Source organism: Bradyrhizobium sp. CER78 (assembly GCF_029846235.1).
Lineage (GTDB): Bacteria > Pseudomonadota > Alphaproteobacteria > Rhizobiales > Xanthobacteraceae > Bradyrhizobium.
The window spans coordinates 22,299-43,020 of sequence record NZ_JARVWP010000009.1 but is presented as its reverse complement, the minus strand read 5'-3'; the positions used below and the strand labels follow the sequence as shown (position 1 = coordinate 43,020).

Genomic DNA, 20,722 nt, shown 5'->3' with positions numbered 1-20,722 from the left:
CGGCGTGGAAAGTGCAAAAGTTCCGCATTCCGGCTGTGCGCTTCGAGTTTTTGCCATTGCCCAAGGCGGAGCCACGCAATAATCCTCAAGGCAAGCAATAGCCTTTGGGGGGAAACTGATGAGCCAGACCGCAACCGTCGCGTCCGATCGCGGCGCCCGCAGCGAGATCGAGACGTCCACGATCCGCGCGATCTCCTGGCGGCTGATCCCGTTCCTGATCCTGGCCTACTTCTTCTCCTATCTCGACCGCGTCAATCTCAGCTTCGCGGCGCTCACCATGAATGCCGAGCTGAAGTTCTCGCCCTTGGTATTCTCCTTTGGCGCCGGCATCTTCTTCATCGGCTATTTCGTCTTTGAGGTGCCGAGCAATCTGGCGCTGGAGCGGTTCGGCGCCAGCAAATGGATCGCCCGCATCATGGTGAGCTGGGGTATCCTCTCGGCATTGATGGCGGCGGTCTATGACGAGCACAGCTTCTACGCGCTGCGCTTTTTCCTCGGCGTGGCCGAGGCCGGCTTCTTCCCCGGCATCATCCTCTATCTGACCTATTGGTATCCGGCCGAATATCGCGCGCGCTTCCTCGCCGCCTTCGCGATCGCCGTCCCGGTTTCGACCGCGATCGGCGCGCCGATCTCCGGCCTGCTGCTCGGGCTCGACGGCGTGATGGGGCTGAAGGGCTGGCAGTGGCTGTTCGTGATCGAGGGCATCCCCTCGGTGCTGCTCGGCATCGTCACCTGGTTCTATCTCACCGACCGGCCGGAGAAGGCCGTCTGGCTCTCGGCCGAGCAGAAGACGTGGCTGAAGGCGAAGCTCGACGCCGAGGTCGCGGCCAAGCAGGCGGCGAAGCACTTCACATTGTTCGAGGCGCTGTCCTCGCCGAAGGTGCTGGCGCTCAGCGCGATCTATTTCGGTTTCGTCGCCGCGCTCTACGGCATGCAGTTCTGGCTGCCGCAGATCGTCAAGGCGTTCGGCCTGACCAACGCGCAGACCGGCTTCGTCACCGCGATCCCCTATGCGTTCGGCACCGTCGCGATGATCCTGTGGGCGCGCCGGTCGGATGCGACGCGGGAGCGCGTGTTTCATGTCGGCGCGCCGCTCTTGCTCACCGGGCTGGCGCTCGCCGTCTCCAGCTACATCACCGATCCGACCATGACGATGGTCGTGCTGACGGTCGCCGCGATCGGCGTGTTCTGCACCTTTGCGGTGTTCTGGACGCTGCCGACCGCCTGGCTCGCCGGCACCGCGGCCGCCGGCGCGATCGCGCTGATCAACTCGATCGGCAACCTCGCCGGCTTCGGCGGGCCTTACCTGATCGGCTGGGTGAAGGAAGCGACCGGCAGCACCTCGACCGGCCTGCTGATCCTGGCGCTGCTACCGCTCGCTGCGGGACTGCTGGTGTTCCTCGGCGGCCACGAGACCAAGACCGAGTTCGCGGAAGCGAAGTAGCGGCGCGTAACGCTCGCGTCGCTGCGCTCCACCCATCCTACGATTTCGCTGGTCGTCGCCGATCGTAGCCCGGATGGAGCAAAGCGTAATCCGGGGACCGTTGTCGCATCGGCAGCCTCCCGGATTTCGCTTCGCTCCATCCGGGCTACGCCCCCCCCCCCCGAAAGCCCCGCCAATCCGAAGCCCACGGCCGTCCTCACGAATAGGTTACTACTGACGAATATTGACATTCATCAGTGATAAATCGATAGTCTTCATCAGTCGTCAGCGCCCCGATGGAGAATTCAGATGTTCGGCCGTTCCATTTTCTCGAGCTATTACAGGCTCTTGACGGGAGCATCGTTAGCTTTTGCGGTGTTCGCGCTGACCGGCTGCAACGAAAAGGCGGCCGAAACCGCCGATCCGGGACGCCCCGTGCTGGTGGCGACCGTCCATTATGAAGCCGAAACCCCCGAGCGCAGCTTTGTCGGCACCATCAAGCCCCGTATCGAAGCCGATATGGGCTTTCGGGTCGCCGGCAAGGTGGCCAAGCGGCTGGTCGAGGTCGGACAGACAGTCGACGTCGACCAGCCCTTGGCCACCCTCGACGAGGTCGATTTGAAGCTGCAGGCCGAGCAGGCGGAGGCCGAATTCCACGCCGCCACCGGCGTGCTGGCGCAGGCCGCCGCCGCCGAGCAGCGCGCCAAGGACCTGAAAGCCAAGGGCTGGACCACCGATGCGGCGCTCGATTCCGCCAAGGCGGCCGGCGACGAGGCGCGCGCGCGACTGAACCGCGCCGAGCGCTCGGTCGAGCTGACCAAGAATTCCCTCTCTTATGCAACGCTCGTGGCCGACACCCGGGGTGTCGTCACAGCGACCATGATCGAGCCCGGCCAGGTGGTTGCCGCGGGCCAGGCTTCGATCCGTGTCGCCCGACTTGGCGAGAAGGAAGCTGTCGTCGCGATCCCAGAGACGCTTCTTGCTCGTGCCAGGTCGGGCGTTGCCACGGTGACGCTGTGGTCGGATGCCAAGAAGACCTACGCCGCGAAGCTGCGCGAAGTCGCGCCGCAGGCCGATCCCGCCACCCGCACCTATCTCGCAAAATTCTCGCTGCCGGATGCCGACGAGGCGGTCTCGCTCGGCATGACCGCGACGCTGACCCTGGCCGACAAGGCGAGCGAGCGGGTGGCGAAGCTGCCGCTGTCGGCGCTGTACAGCCAGGGCGGCGATCCCTCGCTCTACATCGTCGACGACAAGGGCGACATCGCGCTGAAGCCGGTCAAGGTGAAAGCCTATGAGAGCAACAACGTCGTCATCTCCGGCGGCGTCGACGATGGCGCCAAGGTGGTCGCCCTCGGTGTGCAGAAACTCGATCCGAGCCAGAAGGTGCGGGTCGTGTCGTCGCTGTCGTTCTAGTCGCGCGTCATTGCGAAGAGCGAAGCGACGAAGCAATCCACGTCGCCGCACGCTGAAGAATGGATTGCTTCGCTTCGCTCGCAATGACGATTGAAGTCGAGACGATTTGGACCTGGAGAGTTCGATGAAGCGCTTCAACCTTTCGGCCTGGGCGGTCAGCCATCCGACGCTGGTGCTGTTCCTGATGATCATCCTCGGTGCTGCCGGCTTCTTCTCCTATGAGAAGCTCGGCCGCGCCGAGGATCCGTTCTTCACCGTCAAGGTGGTGAACGTCTCGGTGATGTGGCCGGGTGCGACCTCGCAGGAAATGCAGATGCAGGTAGCCGATCCGATCGAGAAGAAGCTGCAGGAGCTGCCGTTCTTCGACAAGGTGCAGACCTATTCCAAGCCGGGCTTCACGGCGATGCAGGTCTCCTTCAAGGATTCGACCTCGCCGAAGGACGTGCCCTATTTCTTCTATCTGTTGCGCAAGAAGCTGGCCGACGTGCAGGGCGAGTTGCCGTCGGGCATCCTCGGCCCGGTGGTCAACGACGAATTCTCCGACGTCGATTCGATTCTCTTCATGATGACCGGCGACGGCGCTAATTACGCGCAGCTCAAGAAGGTCGCCGAAGGCTTCCGCCAGCGCCTCTTGAAGGTGCCGGGCGTCACCAAGATCGATCTCTACGGCATCCAGGACGAGCGCATCTTCGTCGAGTTCTCGCATGCCAAGCTGGCGACGCTCGGCATCACGCCGCAGGCGCTGTTCGATTCGCTCGCCAAGCAGAACAACGTCACCCCGGCCGGCACCGTCGAGACCTCCTCGCAGCGCGTGCCGCTGCGCGTCACAGGCGCGCTTGACGGCGTCAAGGCGGTTGCCGAGACACCGGTCGAGAGCAACGGCCGCGTGTTCCGGCTCGGCGATATCGCGACCGTCAGCCACGGCTATGTCGATCCGCCGACTTTCAAGGTCCGGCAGGAAGGCAAGCCCGCGCTCGGTATCGGCGTCGTCACCGCCAAGGGCGCCAACATCCTCGAGCTCGGCAAGGAAGTGCAGCAGGCGACCGCCGAGTTCATGAAGGCGGTGCCGCAGGGCATCGATATCAAGCAGATCGCCGACCAGCCCAAGGTGGTCGAGCATGCCGTCGGCGAGTTCGTGCACTCCTTCGTCGAGGCGCTGGCGATCGTGCTGTTCGTCTCGTTCGTCGCGCTCGGCTGGCGCACCGGCATCGTGGTGGCGCTGTCGGTGCCGCTGGTGCTCGGCATCGTCTTCATCGTGATGAACGCGATGTCGCTCGACCTGCACCGCATCACGCTCGGCGCGCTGATCATCGCGCTCGGCCTCCTGGTCGACGATGCCATCATCGCGGTCGAGATGATGGTGGTGAAAATGGAACAGGGCTGGGACCGCATGAAGGCGGCGTCCTTTGCCTGGGAATCTACTGCGTTTCCGATGCTCACGGGGACGCTGGTCACGGCCGCTGGCTTCCTCCCCATCGGCTTTGCCAATTCGGCGGTCGGCGAATATGCCGGCGGCATCTTCTGGATCGTGGCGATCGCGCTGGTCGCCTCCTGGTTCGTCGCGGTGATCTTCACGCCTTACATTGGCGTCAAGCTGCTGCCTAACATCAAGGTGCACCAGAACCATGATCCGCACGCGATCTACGAGACGCGGATGTATCGCGGCCTGCGCAGCGTCGTGCAGTGGTGCGTCGATCACCGCATCAAGGTGGTGGCGGCGACCGTCGGCGTGTTCGTCGCCGCGATCGTCGGCTTCGGCCACGTCCAGCAGCAGTTCTTCCCGCTGTCGGAGCGGCCCGAGCTGTTCCTGCAGCTCCGCCTGCCCGAAGGCACGGCCTTCAACGTCACCGAGAAGGCAGTGAAGCAGGCCGAAGGGCTCCTGAAGGGCGATGACGACATTGCGACCTACACCGCCTATGTCGGCCAGGGCTCGCCGCGCTTCTGGCTCGGCCTCAACCCACAGCTGCCAAACGAGGCCTTCGCCGAGATCGTGATCCTCGCCAAGAACGTCGAGGCGCGCGAGCGCGTCAAGGCGAAGATCGAGCAGGCTGCTGCCGACGGCGCGCTGAACGAGGCGCGGGTCCGCGTCGACCGCTTCAACTTCGGTCCGCCGGTCGGCTTCCCGGTCCAGTTCCGCGTGATCGGGCCCGACGCCAACAAGGTGCGCGACATCGCCTACCAGGTGCGCGAGGTCATGCGCCAGAACAAGAACGTCAAGGACGTCCAGCTCGACTGGAACGAGCAGTCTCCCTACCTGAAGCTCGCCGTCGACCAGGATCGGGCGCGTGCGCTCGGCCTGACCCCGCAGGACGTCTCGCAGGCGCTGGCGATGCTGATCTCGGGCGCGCCGGTCACCACGATCCGCGACGGCATCGAGAAGGTCGGCGTGGTCGCCCGTGCGGTCCAGTCCGAACGGCTCGATCTCGGCCGGGTCGGCGACCTCACCATTACGTCGCGCAATGGTGTGGCGGTCCCGCTGCAGCAAATTGCAAAAATCGAATATGCGCACGAGGAGCCGATCCTGTGGCGGCGCAACCGCGACATGGCGATCACGGTGCGTTCCGATGTCGTCGACGGCGTGCAGGCGCCCGACGTCACCAACCAGATCGCGCCGAAGCTGAAAGATATCCAGGCTCATCTCGAGCCGGCCTACCGGATCGAGCCGGGCGGGGCGTTCGAGGAATCCGCCAAGGGCAATGCGTCGATCTTCATCCTCTTCCCCGTGATGGTGATGGTGATGCTGACGCTGCTGATGATCCAGCTGCAGAGCTTCTCGCGCCTGACCTTGGTGTTCCTGACCGCGCCGCTCGGTATCGTCGGCGCTTCGCTGGGGCTGAACGTCGCCAACCAGCCGTTCGGCTTCGTGGCGCTGCTCGGCCTGATCGCGCTCGCCGGCATGATCATGCGCAACACCGTGATCCTGGTCGATCAGATCGAGAGCGACGTGGCGTCCGGCCTGACCCGGCGCGAGGCGATCGTCGAGGCCACCGTGCGGCGCGCCCGGCCGGTGGTGCTGACCGCGCTCGCCGCGATCCTCGCCATGATCCCGCTGTCGCGCTCGGCGTTCTGGGGCCCGATGGCGATCACCATCATGGGCGGTTTGTTTGTTGCGACTTTCCTGACCTTGCTGTATCTGCCGGGCCTTTACGCCCTCTGGTTCCGCAAGACCCTCGAGGAGAGCGGCCCCGAGCAGACCGATACTGCGCCGCAGCATGCGGGAAAAGGACAACTCGCATTTCCACTTGCTGAGGCGGCCGAATAATTGAAGATTGAGCAGGCCAACATGACACTGATCTCGGAACATAGCGAAACCGACACCCGCGAACGGATTCTCGTGGTGGCGGAGCGCTTGTTCCGGCAGATCGGCTACCAGAAGACCACGGTCGCCGACATCGCCAAAGAGCTGCGGATGAGCCCCGCCAACGTGTACCGCTTCTTCGATTCGAAGAAGTCGATCCACGAGGGCGTGGCGCGCGGCCTGATGGGCGAGGTCGAGATCGAGGCGCAGCGCATCGCGCGCTCGGAAGGGCCGGCCGCGACGCGCCTGCGCCAGATGATGACGACCATCAATCGGATGAACACCGAGCGCTATGTCGGCGATTCCAAGCTGCACGAGATGGTCGAGATCGCGATGCAGGAGGACTGGGACGTCTGCGTCGCCCATATGGAGCTGATCGGCCAGACCATCGGCGAGGTGATCGCGCAGGGCGTGGCCTCGGGCGAATTCGAGGTCGAGGACCTCGAGGTCGCCGCGCTGTGCGCCTGCACGGCGATGATGCGGTTCTTCCACCCGCAGATGATCGCGCAATGCGCCACCAAGCCGGGCCCGACCATCGACCAGATGATCGATTTCGTCATCGCCGGCCTGTCGCCGCGCGCCCGCGCCCATTGAGCGCCAGGGCTGACATTTTCGTCAGTTGACTCCCTCGTCATTCCGGGGCGATGCGTAAGCATCGAACCCGGAATCTCGAGATTCCGAGTCTGGTCCTTACGGACCATCCCGGAATGACGACGGAGAGATTCCCCCGTGACCGCCAAAGACCTGCATTTCTACGAGCCGAAGAACGGCCACGGCCTGAAGCACGACCCGTTCAACGCCATCGTGGCGCCGCGGCCGATCGGCTGGATCGCCTCACGCGACAAGGGCGGCAACGTCAACCTCGCGCCCTACAGCTTCTTCAACGCCTTCTGCTACGTGCCGCCGATCATCGGCTTCTCCTCCACCAACTGGAAGGACAGCGTCGCCAACATCCAGGACACCGGCGAGTTCGTCTGGAACCTGGCGACGATGGATCTGGCCAAGCACATGAACGCGACCGCGGCGCATGTCGCCCGCGATGTCGATGAGTTCAAGCTCGCGGGCCTCACGCCGGTGCCCGGCAAGCTCGTCAACGTGCCGCGCGTTGCCGAAAGCCCGGTGTCGTTCGAGTGCAAGGTGAGCCAGATCATCCAGCTCCAGGGCGCCGACGGCAAGAAGGCCGAGGCCTGGCTGACGCTCGGCGAGGTCGTCGCCGTCCACATCGACAAGGCCTTCATCAAGGACGGCGTCTACCAGACCGGTCTCGCGCACCCGATCGTCCGGGCGGGGCGAAGGGGGGACTATTTCGAGATCACGCCGGAAAACATGTTCGAGATGATCCGGCCGGATTGATCGCGGCTCTATTCTCTCCCTCTCCCCGTTCTTCACGGGGAGAGGGTTGGGGTGAGGGGCCGTCTCCGCGAGTTGTGACCGTCGTGAGACCTGTACGCCCTCACCCGGATTTGCATCTGACGATGCAATCCGACCTCTCCCCGCAAGCGGGGCGAGGTGAAGGACGTCGCCTTGCCGCGCATTCGCGCGCTCGACACGATGGCGTGCACCACAACAATGTGAAATTTCTGCCCTCGGGGATGAAAAACCGTCACTCGCAACCTCGGGGCGAGCAGTCTAACCTCCCGCGCGCCAGGCCGGATCAACGGCCGGTTAACACAGTGGGAGGATGCGATGACACGCCAACCGCGGAGCAATCCAACAGAAGAGCGGCGCGATCCGAACGTTTCACGACGAACACTTGTCCAGGGATTGGCGGTGGGGGCGGCCGCTGCCGCAACCGGCGTCAGTGGCGCGCTGGCCCAGAACGCGCCCGCGCCAGTCGGGCCGCCGACAACCATCACCAGCCCGCCGCGCGACTTCAGCCCGCGCGGTGCGCCGACCACCTATTTCTGGGACCCCGACATCATCGCGGTCGATCCGTCCTTCAACGACCTGGCCCAGCCCAACACCTCGATCAAGCGCCTTCATACCGGGCTGTTGTGGGCAGAAGGCCCGGCCTGGAGCTCGCAGGGCCGCTATCTCCTGTGGAGCGACATCCCGAACAACCGGCAGATGCGCTGGTCGGAGGATGACGGTCACGTCAGCGTGTTCCGCATGCCGTCGAACTACTCGAACGGCAATTCGTTCGACTTCCAGGGCCGCCAGCTGTCCTGCGAACATCTCACCCGCCGCGTCACGCGCTACGAGAATGACGGTACCGCGACGGTGCTGGCTGATTCCTATAACGGCAAGCGGCTGAATTCGCCGAACGACATCGTCGCGCATCCCGACGGCAGCTACTGGTTCACCGATCCGCCTTATGGCGGCCAGCTCTACGAGGGCGAGCCGGACGCGGCCGGCGGCCCCGGTAATTCCGCCGGCAAGCTCAATCCCAGGATCGGCCAGCCGGCGGGCTTCGTGCCGGCCAAGCGCGAGCTGCCGACCAATTGCTACCGCATCGACCCGTCCGGACGCGTCGATCTCGTGGTGAGCGAGGATCAGGTGCCGGACCCGAACGGAATCTGCTTCTCGCCGGATTACAAGAAGCTCTACGTCGTCTCGACCGGCAAGGGACCGGGCGACACGGGCGCGGGCGGCAAGGGTGACGTCTTCGTGTTCGACGTCGGCGCCGACAACAAGCCTGTAAACGGCAAGCGGTTCAGCGATTTCACGATCGACGGCGTGAAGTGTGGACCGGACGGCATCCGCTGCGACGTCAACGGCAATGTCTGGTGCTCGAGCAACGCCGGCCGCGCGGTCGGCTACAACGGTGTGACGTGCTGGTCGCCGGAAGGCAAGCTGCTCGGCCGCATCCGGCTGCCCGAGGTGTGCGGCAACATCACCTTCGGTGGCCCCAAGCGCAACCGCCTGTTCATGGCCGCAAGCCAGTCGCTCTACGCGGTCTATACCGCGACCCAGGGCGCCGGGCCTGCCTAATCTCGGGAGCAGGGGCGCCGGCACGACCTGCCGGCGCCACCGCGTTACCTGATTGTCGCACCTCAGCTTTCGGAACTGAACGCGCGGCCTGCCGTTAACAAACGGCGGCTTGGCCGCGTCAATTTCGCTTTATTTGAACAGCGAAGTGTTCACCGGGGACCGGCACTTTCCGATAGGATTATGCATCCGCGCCGCCGATCCATGAGGACCCCACCATGAGCTTCCGCCGCGATTACCTTTCCAAGCCGATCTTTTCCTGGGCGCGTGGCGTGCTGCCGACCATGTCGGACACCGAGCGCGAGGCGCTGGAAGCCGGCGACGTCTGGTGGGACGCCGATCTCTTCACCGGCAATCCCGACTGGTCGAGATTGCTGGCGTTCGCGCCGGCCAGACTGACCGACGAGGAGAACGCCTTCCTGCACGGTCCGGTCGACGAGCTCTGCGCGATGCTCGACGAGTGGAAGATCAACTGGGAATGGCGCGATCTGCCGCCGGAGATCTGGGCCTTCATCAAGGCCAAGAAATTCTTCGGCATGATCATCCCCAAGGAATTCGGCGGGCTCGGCTTCTCGCCCTATGCGCATTCCGAAGTGGTGCGCAAAATCTCGTCGCGCTCGCTGACCGCGGCGGTCACCGTGATGGTGCCGAACTCGCTCGGGCCGGGCGAACTCCTGATGCGCTTCGGCACCAAAGAGCAGCAGGACAAATGGCTGCCGCGTTTGGCCGCGGGCCAGGACATTCCCTGCTTCGGCCTGACCAGCCCCGAGGCTGGCTCGGATGCCGCCTCGATGATCGACACCGGCATCATCTGCAAGGGCAATTTCGAAGGCCGCGAAGTGCTGGGCTTAAGGCTGAACTGGCACAAGCGCTACATCACGCTCGGTCCGGTCGCGACGCTGCTCGGCCTTGCCTTCAAGGCCTATGATCCCGATCATCTCGTCGGCAGCGAGGAAGAGCTCGGCATCACGGTCGCGCTGATCCCGACCCATCTGCCCGGCGTCTCGATCGGCCACCGCCATCTGCCGGCGATGCAGGTGTTCCAGAACGGCCCGAACTGGGGCAAGGACGTCTTCATCCCGCTCGACTACATCATCGGCGGCCAGGAGCGGTTGGGGCAGGGCTGGAAGATGCTGATGACGGCGCTCGCCGCCGGCCGCGGCATCTCGCTGCCGTCGCTGTCGGCCGCCGGCGCCGCCTATGCCGCGCGCACCACCGGCGCCTATGCCCGCATCCGCGAGCAGTTCGGCATTTCGATCTCCAAGTTCGAGGGCATCGAGGAGCCGCTGGCGCGCATCGCCGGCACCGCCTATCTGCTCGACGCCGCGCGGCGGCTGACCTGTGCTGCGCTGAACGAGGGGCATCATCCCGCCGTCATCTCCGGGATCATGAAGCTGCACGCCACCGAACGGATGCGGATCGCGATCGACGACGCGATGGACATCCACGGCGGCAAGGCCGTCATCGACGGGCCGCAGAACTATCTCGGCGGGCTGTATCGTTCGGTGCCTGTCGGCATCACAGTCGAGGGCGCCAACATCCTGACCCGCAACCTGATCGTGTTCGGGCAGGGCGCGATCCGCGCGCATCCCTATCTGTTGCAGGAGATGAACGCGCTCGGCGAGAGCGACCGCGACAAGGGCCTGACCGCATTCGACACTGCGTTCTGGAAGCATGTCGGCCACAGCTTTGCGACCATGTTCCGCGCCTGGGGCCGCAGCTGGAGCTTCGGCCTGTTCGCGCCGGCGCCGGACGCCGGTGACGCAACGAAGTTCTATCGCCAGCTCTCGCGCTACTCGTCGGCGTTCGCGCTGTGCGCCGACATGACGCTGCTCACCCTCGGCGGCGCATTGAAGCGCAAGGAGATGCTCTCGGCGCGCTTCGGCGACATCCTGTCCGAGCTCTATCTGCTCTCGGCAGCGCTGAAGCGCTGGCAGGACGAGGGACGGCAGAAGGAGGACTTTCCCGCGCTCGAATGGTGCATGGCATCGGGCTTCAAGACCATCGAGAACCGCTTTGCGGAGATCATCGCCAATCTGCCGAACCGCCCGGTGGCATGGCTGCTGAAATTCCTGATCCAGCCGTTCGGCGCGCGCGTCACGGGTCCGTCCGATCGCGTCGTGCATCTCTGCGCCCAACTCGTGCTGTCGCCGTCAGCGGCGCGCGACCGCCTGACGCCGGACCTTGCCTTTGTCGAGGACGACGGCGGCATCGCGCGGCTGGAGAAGGCCTTCCGCCTCGTCACTGCGGCCGAGGATGCGGCCAAGCAGCTGCGCGCGGCGCGGCTGCATGACTGGAAGGAAGCGGTCAAGAAAGGCGTCATCACCCAGGATGACGGCGAGAAGCTCGCCGCCGCTCACGAGGCCGTCGCAAAGGTCATCGAGGTCGATGATTTTGCGCCGGACGCGCTGTCCCCGATTTACAAGAAATCCGCCGACGTGCATCAGTTCTTCCAGGAGCTGGGTGAGCAGAGGGCGGCGAGCTGATGGCGCGACCAGTCTTTATCGTCGACGGCAGCCGGACGCCGTTCCTGAAGGCACGCTCCGGTCCCGGCCCGTTCACCCCGGTCGATCTTGCCGTGCAGTGCGGTCGGCCGCTGCTGGCGCGGCAGCCGTTCGCGCCTGATGCCTTCGACCAGGTCATCCTCGGCTGCGTCAATGTGATCGCCGACGAGATGAACCCGGCACGGGTCGCGGCGCTCCGGCTCGGCATGGGCGAACAGATGGTCGCCTTCACGGTGCAGATCAATTGCGGCTCCGGCATGCAGTCGATCGACACCGGCTACCGCTATATCCGCGAGGGTCTCTCCGACCTGATCCTCGCCGGCGGCGCCGAGGCGTTGAGCCACGCGCCACTGGTCTGGCCCAATTCCGGCGTGCGCTGGTTTGCCGGCTTTGCCGGGGCCAAGGGGCTGGGTGCCAAGATCGCCGCGGCGCTGAAGGTGAAGCCGAGCTACTTCAAGCCGATCATCGGCCTCGAGCGCGGGCTGACCGATCCGATCACCGAGCTCAATATGGGGCAGACCGCCGAGAAGGTCGGCCATCTCTTCGGCATCACCCGCGCGCAATCCGATGCCTACGCCGCCGAGAGCCATCAGCGATTGGCTAACGCGCAGAAGGAGGGCTTCCTCAAGGGTGAGGTCGAGACCGCATTCTCGCGCGACGGCAAGTTCTACGATCATGACGATGGCGTTCGCCCCGGCTCCACAGCCGAGACGCTGGCAAAGCTGAAGCCGGTATTCGAGCGTCCCTGGGGCCAGGTCACCGCCGGCAATTCCTCGCAGATCACCGACGGCGCCTCCTGGGTGATCCTGGCGTCCGAAACCGCGGTGGCAAAGCACGGGCTGACGCCGAAGGCAGTCATCCTCGACAGCCAGTGGTCGGCGCTCGATCCGTCGATCATGGGACTCGGTCCGGTGCTGTCGGCGAGTGCGCTGCTCAAGCGCAACAGCATGACATTGCAGGACGTCGAGACCTGGGAGCTGAACGAGGCCTTTGCCACCCAGGTGCTCGGCTGTCTCGCAGCCTGGAACGACGAGAAATTCTGCCGGGAGATTTTGGGACTCGACGGCGCGGCGGGCGAGATCGACCGTGCGAAGTTGAATGTCGATGGCGGCGCGATCAGCCTCGGCCATCCCGTCGGCACCAGCGGCAACCGCATCGTGCTGCATCTGGTCAATGCGATGAAGCGGCTCGGCACCAGGCGCGGCGTCGCCACCGAATGCATCGGTGGCGGGCAGGGCGGCGCGATGTTGATTGAGATGGTGTGATCATGGATTCACGGATCATGGACCTTCTCGCCGATCGCGTGCTCGAGCTCGGGCCGAAACCGGCCGCCGACAGCCCGTACAGGAATTTCAAGCTGACGCGTGACGAGGACGGCATTGCCTGGCTGCTGTTCGACCGCGCCAGCGCCAGCGCCAATACGCTGTCTGCCGATCTGCTGGAAGAGCTCGACGCTGTCGTCACGGCGCTAGAGAACCAGCGGCCGACCGGCCTCGTGGTGCGCTCGGCGAAAAAGAGCGGCTTTATTGCCGGCGCCGACGTCAACGAGTTTCGCGGCGTCACCGACCCCGGCGCGGTCGAGACCCAGATCGGCCGTGCGCATGCGGTGATCGACCGCCTGGAGGCGCTGCGTGTGCCCTCGGTCGCCGTCATCCACGGCTTTTGCCTCGGTGGCGGCCTCGAGGTCGCGCTGGCCTGCCAGATGCGGATCGCGATCGACGATGCCAGGTTCGGCTTTCCCGAGGTGATGCTCGGCCTGCATCCCGGCCTCGGCGGCACGGTGCGCTTCACCGAGCTGGTCAACCCGATGCAGGCGATGACCTTGATGCTCACAGGCAAGACGATCGACGCGCGCCGCGCCAAGTCGCTCGGTCTGGTCGATGCCGTGACCCAGGAACGCCATGTCCGCAATGCGGTGAAGGACGCGGTGTTCGGCCGGCTGAAGCGCGCCAAGCACGGCGTGCTCAACTCGTTGCTTAATCTGGGGCCGGTGAGGGGCTTCCTCGCCTCGCGGATGCGCAGCGAGGCCGAGAAGGCGGCGCCGCGCAAGCATTATCCGGCGCCCTATGCGCTGATCGATCTCTGGGAGCAGCACGCCGGCAATCGCGCGGCGATGCTGAACGCGGAGAAGGCGTCCTTTGCCAATCTGATGGTGACGCCGACGGCGCAGAATCTGATCCGCGTGTTCTTCCTGCGCGAGCAGATGAAGAAGGTGGCAGGCGGCGGCAACAAGGTCCAGCACGTCCACGTCATCGGCGCCGGCGCGATGGGCGGCGACATCGCGGCCTGGTGCGCCAACCAGGACATGCGGGTCACGCTGGCCGACATGAAGGCCGAGCCGATCGCGGGTGCGATGAAGCGCGCCTCGGACCTGTTCGGCAAGATCATGCGCAACAAGATCGACCAGCGCGATGCGCTCGACCGGCTGATCCCCGATATGGACGGCGAGGGCGTGCGCAATGCGGACGTCATCATCGAGGCGGTGCCGGAAAAGCTCGAGCTGAAGCAGAAGGTCTATGCCTCGCTCGAGCCCAAGATGAAGCCCGGCGCGATCCTCGCCACCAACACCTCGAGCATTCCGCTGCAGGACCTGCGCACCACGCTGGCACGGCCGGAGCGGCTGCTCGGCCTGCATTTCTTCAACCCGGTGTCGCGGCTGCAGCTCGTCGAGGTCGTCAGCCATGACGGCACCGATGCCGGCATGCTCAAGGAGGCGCTCGCCTTCGTCGGCGCCATCGACCGCCTGCCGCTGCCGGTGAAGAGCTCGCCGGGCTTCCTCGTCAACCGCGCGCTGACGCCGTATATGCTGGAAGCGATGATGATGCTGGACGAGAAGACCGACCAGCGCCTGATCGACGCGGCTGCCGTCGAGTTCGGCATGCCGATGGGCCCGATCGAGCTCGCCGACCAGGTCGGCCTCGATATCTGCCTCGATGTCGGCGACATGCTGCGCTCGAAGTTCGGCGACACGCTGCCGCCGACGCCCGCGTGGTTGCGCGAAAAAGTCGCCAGGGGCGAGCTTGGCCGCAAGACCGGCAAGGGCTTCTATACCTGGAAGGACGGCAAGGCGGAGAAATCGCCGCTGCCGGAGACCGGTCCACGGGTGAGCGATGAAATGATCGACCGCCTGGTGCTGCCGATCTCAAATGTCTGCGTCGCCGCCTTGCGCGAAGGCATCGTCGACGATCCTGACATGGTCGACGGCGCGATGATCTTCGGCACCGGCTATGCGCCGTTCCGTGGCGGCCCGCTCAACTACGCGCGCAGCCGCGGTGTCGACGATATCGTGTCGACCATGCAATCGCTGATGCGCAAGTTCGGCGGGCGATTTGCGCCGGATACCGGCTGGGAGGGCTTCAAGTGACCGACTCGCAAGTGACCGACACCCATGTTCACGCGCCGCCGATCAGCGGCAACGAGCCGCAGGGCGATCTCTGCATCCGCACGCTGGCGATGCCGGCCGACACCAACGCCAATGGCGATATCTTCGGCGGCTGGCTGCTCAGCCAGATGGATCTCGGCGGCGGCGTGTTCGCGGGCAAGGTGGCGAAGTCGCGCACCGTGACGGTCGCGATCGAGGCGATGAACTTCCGCAAGGCGGTCTATGTCGGCGATCTCGTCTCGGTGCACGCCAATCTCGTCCGCGTCGGCCGCACCTCGATCACGGTCCATCTCGAAGCCTGGGTGCTGCGCCGCCGCGAGCAGCAATCGATTCTCGTCACCGACGGCAATTTCACCTACGTCTCGATCGACGAGCAGGGCCGTCCGCAACCGATCCAGCGCGACGGCGCGACGATTTCGACCTGACGTTTTTCGCGCGAAAAGCGTCGCTGATTCGGCGCGAGTAAAACGCGTCGAAACTGAGACCGGAGCGCGGCCTGGCTGCAAAAACGGCGCTTCGGTTCGCAAATAAACTGAGGAACAAACAGGCGGTGACATCGTTGTCGGCCCGGAATCAAACCGAGGCCCATAATGTCAGACAGCTGCGTGATCGAGGTAAATTCACAAACTGCGGGTATCGTGGTGCGCGACGCACGCGGGTACGCGTTTTTTGCAGCCTCGCACCTGTTCCAGGCCCTTGAAGGCCAAATCTTCCGCAACGCACGCGAGGCCGAGCGTGCGGCGCGACGCCTTGTCACCGGGCAAATTTTGCAGGTCGCTTCCTGATCGGCCATTGAGCTGCGGTGTGCCGTTTGCGCGCGCCGCAAGAGGCTGTATTGATGCATCCGGGTTCACGGAATATTTCCCCGGATGTCGCAGACACAAGGCCAAGCGTCGCAGACACAACAAGCGTCGCAGACACAAGGAGCGCTGCTGTTCGATATCGACGGCACGCTCGCCGACACCGATCCACTCCATCTGGCCGCGTTCAACCGGGTGCTCGGCCCGCATGGACATTCGTTCGATCACGCGCGCTTCGGCAGGGAGCTGCAAGGCTTCTCCAACGCATCGATCGGCGCGCGCTTCCTCGCCCACGAGCCGCCTGAACGCCGCGCCAGCATCCTCAGCGAGAAGGAGCGGATTTTCCGCGAATTGGTCAGCGGCCAGATCGTGCCGGTGCCGGGATTGATGGCGCTGCTCGACCGCGCCGATCGCGCCGGCGTGCCGATGGTCGCCGTGACCAATGCGCCGCGCCCGAACGCCGAACTGCTGCTCTCGGGACTGGGCATCGCGCACCGTTTCAAGGCGCTCGTGATCGGCGACGAGCTCGCGCATGGCAAGCCGCACCCATTGCCGTATCTCGAGGGGCTGCGCCTTGCGGGCGCGGCGGCATCGGCGTCACTGGCGTTCGAGGACTCGCGCTCCGGCATTCAGTCCGCGACGGCGGCGGGCATCGCGACGATCGGGATGCGAACCGGGCTCAGTCATGCCGATCTGCTCGCAGCCGGCGCGGTCGCCAGCGCCCGGGCGTTCGACGATCCGGAATTGATCCGCCTGGTTGCGTCGGCGATGACTTGGTAGATCGGCATTGCTGCAACGCAGTTCTTAACCCCGTCCGTGCTTGCTCGTTGACCTCGGTGCCGAACGGTCGCACCATGGGCGACTCGCCGTTTTAAGGGGGCCGCCGTGGCCGGACTCTCCCATCGCCAGACTGAAATCCTCAACATCGCACGCGCATTCGGCCGGGTCATGGTCGAGGACCTTGCCAAGCGGTTCGAGGTGTCGGCGCAGACCATTCGCAAGGACCTCAACGATCTCTGCGACGAGCGGTCGCTGACCCGCATCCATGGCGGTGCGATCATCGCCTCGGGCGTCGAGAACCTCGCCTATGAGGCGCGGCGCTTCGTCGCCGCCGAGGAGAAGAAGGCGATCGGCGCCGCTGCGGCCGCGCGGATTCCGAACGGTTGCTCGCTGTTCATCAACATCGGCACCACCACGGAAGAGGTCGCCAGCGCGCTGACCTCGCACGAGGATCTGCTCGTCATCACCAACAACCTCAATGTCGCGATGCTGCTGTACCGTCATCCGCGCATCGAGGTGGTGGTCGCCGGCGGCACGGTGCGCCGCGCCGACGGCGCGGTGGTCGGCTCGACCGCGACGCAGCTGATCGGCCAGTTCAAGGTCGATTACGCCATCATCGGCGCCTCGGCGATCGACGAGGAGGGCGCGCTGCTCGACTTCGACTATCGCGAGGTGCAGGTGGCGCAGGCGATCATCGCCAATGCGCGCAATGTGATGCTGGTGTCGGATGCGACAAAACTCCGCCGCAGCGCGCCGGTGCGCATCGCCCATATGAGTCAGATCCAGACCTTCGTCACCGACTCGCCCTTGCCTGCGGGCCTCGCCAACATCTGCCACAGCAGAGGGATCGAGGTGGTCGTCGCGATGGACAAGCCGGCCGCCGACATCGACGACAATGGCGCCGACCCGACACCGGCGACGCTGCGCAGCGCGTGATTCCGTATCATCTCGCTGTCGTCGCCCGGCTTGCCGCCTCCGCAAATGCTACGGCGCGCCTAATACCTGAGCCGCGTCGAAGCCTTGGCGTAGACGGGACCGGGCGATCCAGAATTCCCGAGACATTCGCGCTTGAGTCGAGACGCCGCAACGTACTGGATGCCCCGCTTGAAGCGGGGCATGACAGCGGATGCGACGAAGCCGCGCAGCTCTGAATAGTCAGTGTCTGCGCTGACTCGTCGGCAACCACGATAGCAGCGCGCTCGCTTCACCCTCCCCTGGAGGGGGAGGGTCGGCTCACAGCGAGCGAAGCGAGATGTGAGGCCGGGTGGGGTGATCTCTCAACACGAGTAGTGCCCGAGCGGAGAGATCACCCCATCTCGGTTCGCATTGCATGCGAACCGATCCTCCACCTCCAGGGGAGGATAAGAGCCATCCGCGATGCCCTGCGCGAGAGTGACCGCGCGAAACTTGCCGACGCTCTGCCCCCGCCGCGATCATCCCGCCCAAAAAATCCCCAGCTAAAGTTCCCCATTTTCGCTTTGCTTTCGTTTTTTGTTGTGATCTACTCCAATCCGAAAGTAAAACCGTCAAAGCGAAGGCGGTTGCCGGGGGAAGCGTTCTTTGGATCGAATTTACGACCTCGCCATCATTGGAGGCGGCGTTAATGGCTGCGGCATCGCGCGCGATGCGGCGGGCCGGGGCAATTCTGTTTTCCTCTGTGAAATGAATGACTTGGCCAGCGGAACGTCGTCCTGGTCGACCAAGCTTGTGCATGGCGGCCTGCGCTATCTCGAATATTACGAGTTTCGTCTGGTGCGTGAGGCGCTGATCGAGCGCGAGATCCTCTGGCAGATCGCGCCGCATATCATTCGCCCGCTGCGTTTCGTTCTGCCGCATCACGCGGGCCTGCGCCCCGCCTGGCTGCTGCGGCTCGGCCTCTTCCTCTACGACCATATCGGCGGCCGTCATCTGCTGCCGGCGACGCGCTCGGTAGATCTGACGCGCGACGTGGTCGGCAAGCCGCTGATCCCCGGCCGCTACACCAAGGGCTTTGAATATTCCGACTGCTTCGTCGACGACGCGCGGCTGGTTGCGTTGACGGCGCGCGATGCCGCCGATCGCGGCGCCGAGATCCGCACCCGCACCCGCGCGGTCGAGACCCGGCAGGTCGACGGCGTCTGGCACGTCACGGTCGAGGACACGACGAGCGGTTCGCGTGAGACGATCAAATCGCGTGTGCTGGTCAATGCCGGCGGTCCCTGGGTCGAGCAGGTGCTGGCGTTGGGCGGCGGCGTCAATGCACGGGCCAAGGTGCGGCTGGTGCAGGGTTCGCACATCGTGGTGCCCAAGCTCTACGACCACGACCGCGCCTACATCTTCCAGAATGCCGACGGCCGCATCATCTTCGTGATTCCCTACCAGGACGAATTCTCGCTGATCGGCACCACCGATCGCGACTATGACGGCGATCCGGCCAAGGTGAAGGCGACGCAGGAGGAGATCGAATATCTCTGCGCCTCCGCCAGCGAATACCTTGCCAAGCCGGTGAAACCGCAGGACGTGGTCTGGAACTACTCCGGCGTGCGTCCGCTCTATGACGATGGCGCGAGCGAAGCCAAGGCCGCCACCCGCGACTATGTGTTCGAGCTCGATACGCCTGGCGGTGCGCCGCTACTCTCGATCTATGGCGGCAAGATCACGACCTATCGCCGGCTCTCCGAAGAGGCGCTGGAGCGGCTCGCGCCTTATCTCAAGGGCGCGAAAGCGCAGGAGGGCTGGACCGGCAAGGCGCCGTTGCCTGGCGGCGACATGGATGTGTCGGCGGTCGCGGCGCTCGCCGCCGAGCTGGTTCGCAACCATCCATTCCTCGCGCAGCCCCATGCCAATCGTCTCGCGCACGCCTACGGCACGCGCGCCGGCAAGGTCCTCGGCAATGCAGCATCGGCTGAAGATCTCGGCCGTTCCTTCGGCGCCACCTTGACGGAGAGTGAAGTCCGGTACCTGATGGCGAACGAATGGGCTCGGACTGCGGAAGATGTCGTTTGGCGACGATCCAAGCTGGGCTTGCGGATGACGGCGGGTGAAATCGCCGCGCTCGACGAGTGGATGGCCGCCAACCGCGTGTCCGGTGAACGTCCCCTCCGCGAAGCGGGAGGACGGGCATGAGCGTTACACTGCAGAACGTCACGCGAACCGTGGACGGCGTTCCGACCATCCGCGATGTGTCGCTGACGCTGGAGCGTGGCACGCTCAGCGTGCTGCTCGGGCCGACCCTGTCGGGCAAGACCTCGATCATGCGGCTGCTCGCCGGCCTCGACAAGCCGGCCACCGGCCGCGTGCTGGTCGACGGCAAGGACGTCACCGGCGCCGACGTGCGGCAGCGCTCGGTCGCGATGGTCTATCAGCAGTTCATCAACTATCCCTCGCTGACGGTCTACGAGAACATCGCCTCGCCGCTGCGGGTGCAGGGCAAGCCGAAGGCCGAGATCGAGAAGCGTGTCGCGGAAGCGGCCAGCCTGCTGCGGCTCGAGCCCTACCTCAAGCGTACGCCGCTGCAGCTCTCCGGCGGCCAGCAGCAGCGCACGGCAATTGCGCGCGCGCTGGTCAAGGGCGCCGATCTGGTGCTGCTCGACGAGCCGCTCGCCAACCTCGACTACAAGCTGCGCGAGGAGCTGCGCGCCGAGCTGCCGCGCATCTTCGAGGCGTCGGGCGCGATCTTCGTCTACGCCACCACGGAGCCATCAGAAGCGCTGCTGCTCGGCGGCGACACGGTGTGCATGTGGGAAGGCCAGGCGCTGCAGACCGGCGCGACGCCGAAGGTCTACCGTCATCCCGACACGCTGCGCGTCGCGCAGGTGTTCTCCGATCCGCCGCTCAACATCATCGGCATCGAGAAGAAGGGCGACCGGGTGATCTATGCCGGCGGCGAGCAGGCGCCCGCAGCCGGGCTCTACGCCGGCCTGCCCGACGGCGCCTACCGGATCGGCTTCCGCGCGCATCAGCTTGAGGTCGGCAGCGCCGCGGCCGGCCGCCACAAATTCGCTGCCACCGTGACGGTGACCGAGATCACCGGCTCGGAGAGCTTCGTCCACGTCCATGTCCACGATTCGAACTGGGTCGCAGTGCTGCACGGCGTGCATGAATATGAACCCGGGCAGGTGCTCGACGCCGCGCTCGATCCCGACAACATCTTCGTGTTCGACGCGGCCGACCGCCTCGTCGCTTCACCCGCAACAAGTTTCTCGAAGTGAG

General features: G+C 65.1%; 15 protein-coding genes. All 15 read left to right on the top strand.

The features are described 5' to 3' along the window. The first annotated feature begins 118 nt into the window (after nt 1-118). The 15 genes from QDT69_RS20455 to QDT69_RS20385 all read left to right on the top strand — a co-directional run bounded on the left by QDT69_RS20455 (nt 119) and on the right by QDT69_RS20385 (nt 20,721). Nucleotides 119-1,444: an MFS transporter gene (locus QDT69_RS20455; RefSeq protein WP_279708270.1), complete on the top strand. Its 1,326-nt coding sequence runs from the start codon at nt 119-121 to the stop codon at nt 1,442-1,444. A gap of 288 nt (nt 1,445-1,732) precedes the next feature. Continuing rightward, nucleotides 1,733-2,839: an efflux RND transporter periplasmic adaptor subunit gene (locus tag QDT69_RS20450; RefSeq protein WP_279708269.1), complete on the top strand. Its 1,107-nt coding sequence runs from the start codon at nt 1,733-1,735 to the stop codon at nt 2,837-2,839. Nucleotides 2,840-2,963: 124 nt separating this feature from the next. Then, nucleotides 2,964-6,101 (top strand): efflux RND transporter permease subunit, encoded by a 3,138-nt coding sequence (locus tag QDT69_RS20445; RefSeq protein ID WP_279708268.1) that lies wholly within the window; start codon nt 2,964-2,966, stop codon nt 6,099-6,101. 21 nt (nt 6,102-6,122) lie between these two features. Continuing rightward, nucleotides 6,123-6,731, top strand: a complete 609-nt coding sequence (locus QDT69_RS20440; RefSeq protein ID WP_279708267.1) for a TetR/AcrR family transcriptional regulator — start codon at nt 6,123-6,125, stop codon at nt 6,729-6,731. 135 nt (nt 6,732-6,866) lie between these two features. Next, nucleotides 6,867-7,490, top strand: a complete 624-nt coding sequence (locus QDT69_RS20435) for a flavin reductase family protein (protein ID WP_279708266.1) — start codon at nt 6,867-6,869, stop codon at nt 7,488-7,490. A 333-nt stretch (nt 7,491-7,823) separates the two neighbouring features. Next, complete coding sequence (locus QDT69_RS20430) at nt 7,824-9,068, top strand: SMP-30/gluconolactonase/LRE family protein (RefSeq protein ID WP_157863350.1); 1,245 nt, start codon at nt 7,824-7,826, stop codon at nt 9,066-9,068. 215 nt (nt 9,069-9,283) lie between these two features. Further along, nucleotides 9,284-11,551, top strand: a complete 2,268-nt coding sequence (locus tag QDT69_RS20425) for an acyl-CoA dehydrogenase (protein WP_279708265.1) — start codon at nt 9,284-9,286, stop codon at nt 11,549-11,551. Further along, nucleotides 11,551-12,834 carry an acetyl-CoA C-acetyltransferase gene (locus tag QDT69_RS20420; RefSeq protein ID WP_279708264.1) on the top strand — a complete coding sequence of 428 codons (1,284 nt, stop codon included), beginning with the start codon at nt 11,551-11,553 and terminating at the stop codon, nt 12,832-12,834. Before QDT69_RS20425 ends, QDT69_RS20420 begins: the two co-directional genes overlap by 1 nt. Nucleotides 12,835-12,836: 2 nt before the next feature. Continuing rightward, nucleotides 12,837-14,933, top strand: a complete 2,097-nt coding sequence (locus tag QDT69_RS20415; RefSeq protein ID WP_279708263.1) for a 3-hydroxyacyl-CoA dehydrogenase NAD-binding domain-containing protein — start codon at nt 12,837-12,839, stop codon at nt 14,931-14,933. A gap of 11 nt (nt 14,934-14,944) precedes the next feature. After that, nucleotides 14,945-15,376, top strand: coding sequence for an acyl-CoA thioesterase (locus tag QDT69_RS20410; RefSeq protein WP_279708539.1), 432 nt, complete (start codon nt 14,945-14,947; stop codon nt 15,374-15,376). A gap of 165 nt (nt 15,377-15,541) precedes the next feature. Continuing rightward, entirely contained in the window at nt 15,542-15,736 is a 195-nt protein-coding gene (locus QDT69_RS20405) for a hypothetical protein (protein ID WP_279708262.1), read from the top strand. Nucleotides 15,737-15,820: 84 nt separating this feature from the next. After that, nucleotides 15,821-16,531, top strand: a complete 711-nt coding sequence (locus QDT69_RS20400) for an HAD-IA family hydrolase (RefSeq protein WP_279708261.1) — start codon at nt 15,821-15,823, stop codon at nt 16,529-16,531. A 105-nt stretch (nt 16,532-16,636) separates the two neighbouring features. Beyond that, entirely contained in the window at nt 16,637-17,467 is an 831-nt protein-coding gene (locus QDT69_RS20395; protein WP_279708260.1) for a DeoR/GlpR family DNA-binding transcription regulator, read from the top strand. A gap of 624 nt (nt 17,468-18,091) precedes the next feature. Further along, nucleotides 18,092-19,636: a glycerol-3-phosphate dehydrogenase gene (gene glpD / locus QDT69_RS20390; protein ID WP_279708259.1), complete on the top strand. Its 1,545-nt coding sequence runs from the start codon at nt 18,092-18,094 to the stop codon at nt 19,634-19,636. Next, nucleotides 19,633-20,721, top strand: a complete 1,089-nt coding sequence (locus tag QDT69_RS20385) for an ABC transporter ATP-binding protein (RefSeq protein WP_279708258.1) — start codon at nt 19,633-19,635, stop codon at nt 20,719-20,721. Before glpD ends, QDT69_RS20385 begins: the two co-directional genes overlap by 4 nt. The last annotated feature ends 1 nt before the right edge of the window (nt 20,722 follow it).

Bases quoted from the DNA above. Each gene is read 5' to 3' on its own strand.
- QDT69_RS20455 (WP_279708270.1), top strand. From the start codon at position 119: ATGAGCCAGACCGCAACCGTCGCGTCCGATCGCGGCGCCCGCAGCGAG.
- QDT69_RS20450 (WP_279708269.1), top strand. From the start codon at position 1,733: ATGTTCGGCCGTTCCATTTTCTCGAGCTATTACAGGCTCTTGACGGGA.
- QDT69_RS20445 (WP_279708268.1), top strand. From the start codon at position 2,964: ATGAAGCGCTTCAACCTTTCGGCCTGGGCGGTCAGCCATCCGACGCTG.
- QDT69_RS20440 (WP_279708267.1), top strand. From the start codon at position 6,123: ATGACACTGATCTCGGAACATAGCGAAACCGACACCCGCGAACGGATT.
- QDT69_RS20430 (WP_157863350.1), top strand. From the start codon at position 7,824: ATGACACGCCAACCGCGGAGCAATCCAACAGAAGAGCGGCGCGATCCG.
- QDT69_RS20425 (WP_279708265.1), top strand. From the start codon at position 9,284: ATGAGCTTCCGCCGCGATTACCTTTCCAAGCCGATCTTTTCCTGGGCG.
- QDT69_RS20420 (WP_279708264.1), top strand. From the start codon at position 11,551: ATGGCGCGACCAGTCTTTATCGTCGACGGCAGCCGGACGCCGTTCCTG.
- QDT69_RS20415 (WP_279708263.1), top strand. From the start codon at position 12,837: ATGGATTCACGGATCATGGACCTTCTCGCCGATCGCGTGCTCGAGCTC.
- QDT69_RS20405 (WP_279708262.1), top strand. From the start codon at position 15,542: ATGTCAGACAGCTGCGTGATCGAGGTAAATTCACAAACTGCGGGTATC.
- QDT69_RS20400 (WP_279708261.1), top strand. From the start codon at position 15,821: ATGTCGCAGACACAAGGCCAAGCGTCGCAGACACAACAAGCGTCGCAG.
- QDT69_RS20385 (WP_279708258.1), top strand. From the start codon at position 19,633: ATGAGCGTTACACTGCAGAACGTCACGCGAACCGTGGACGGCGTTCCG.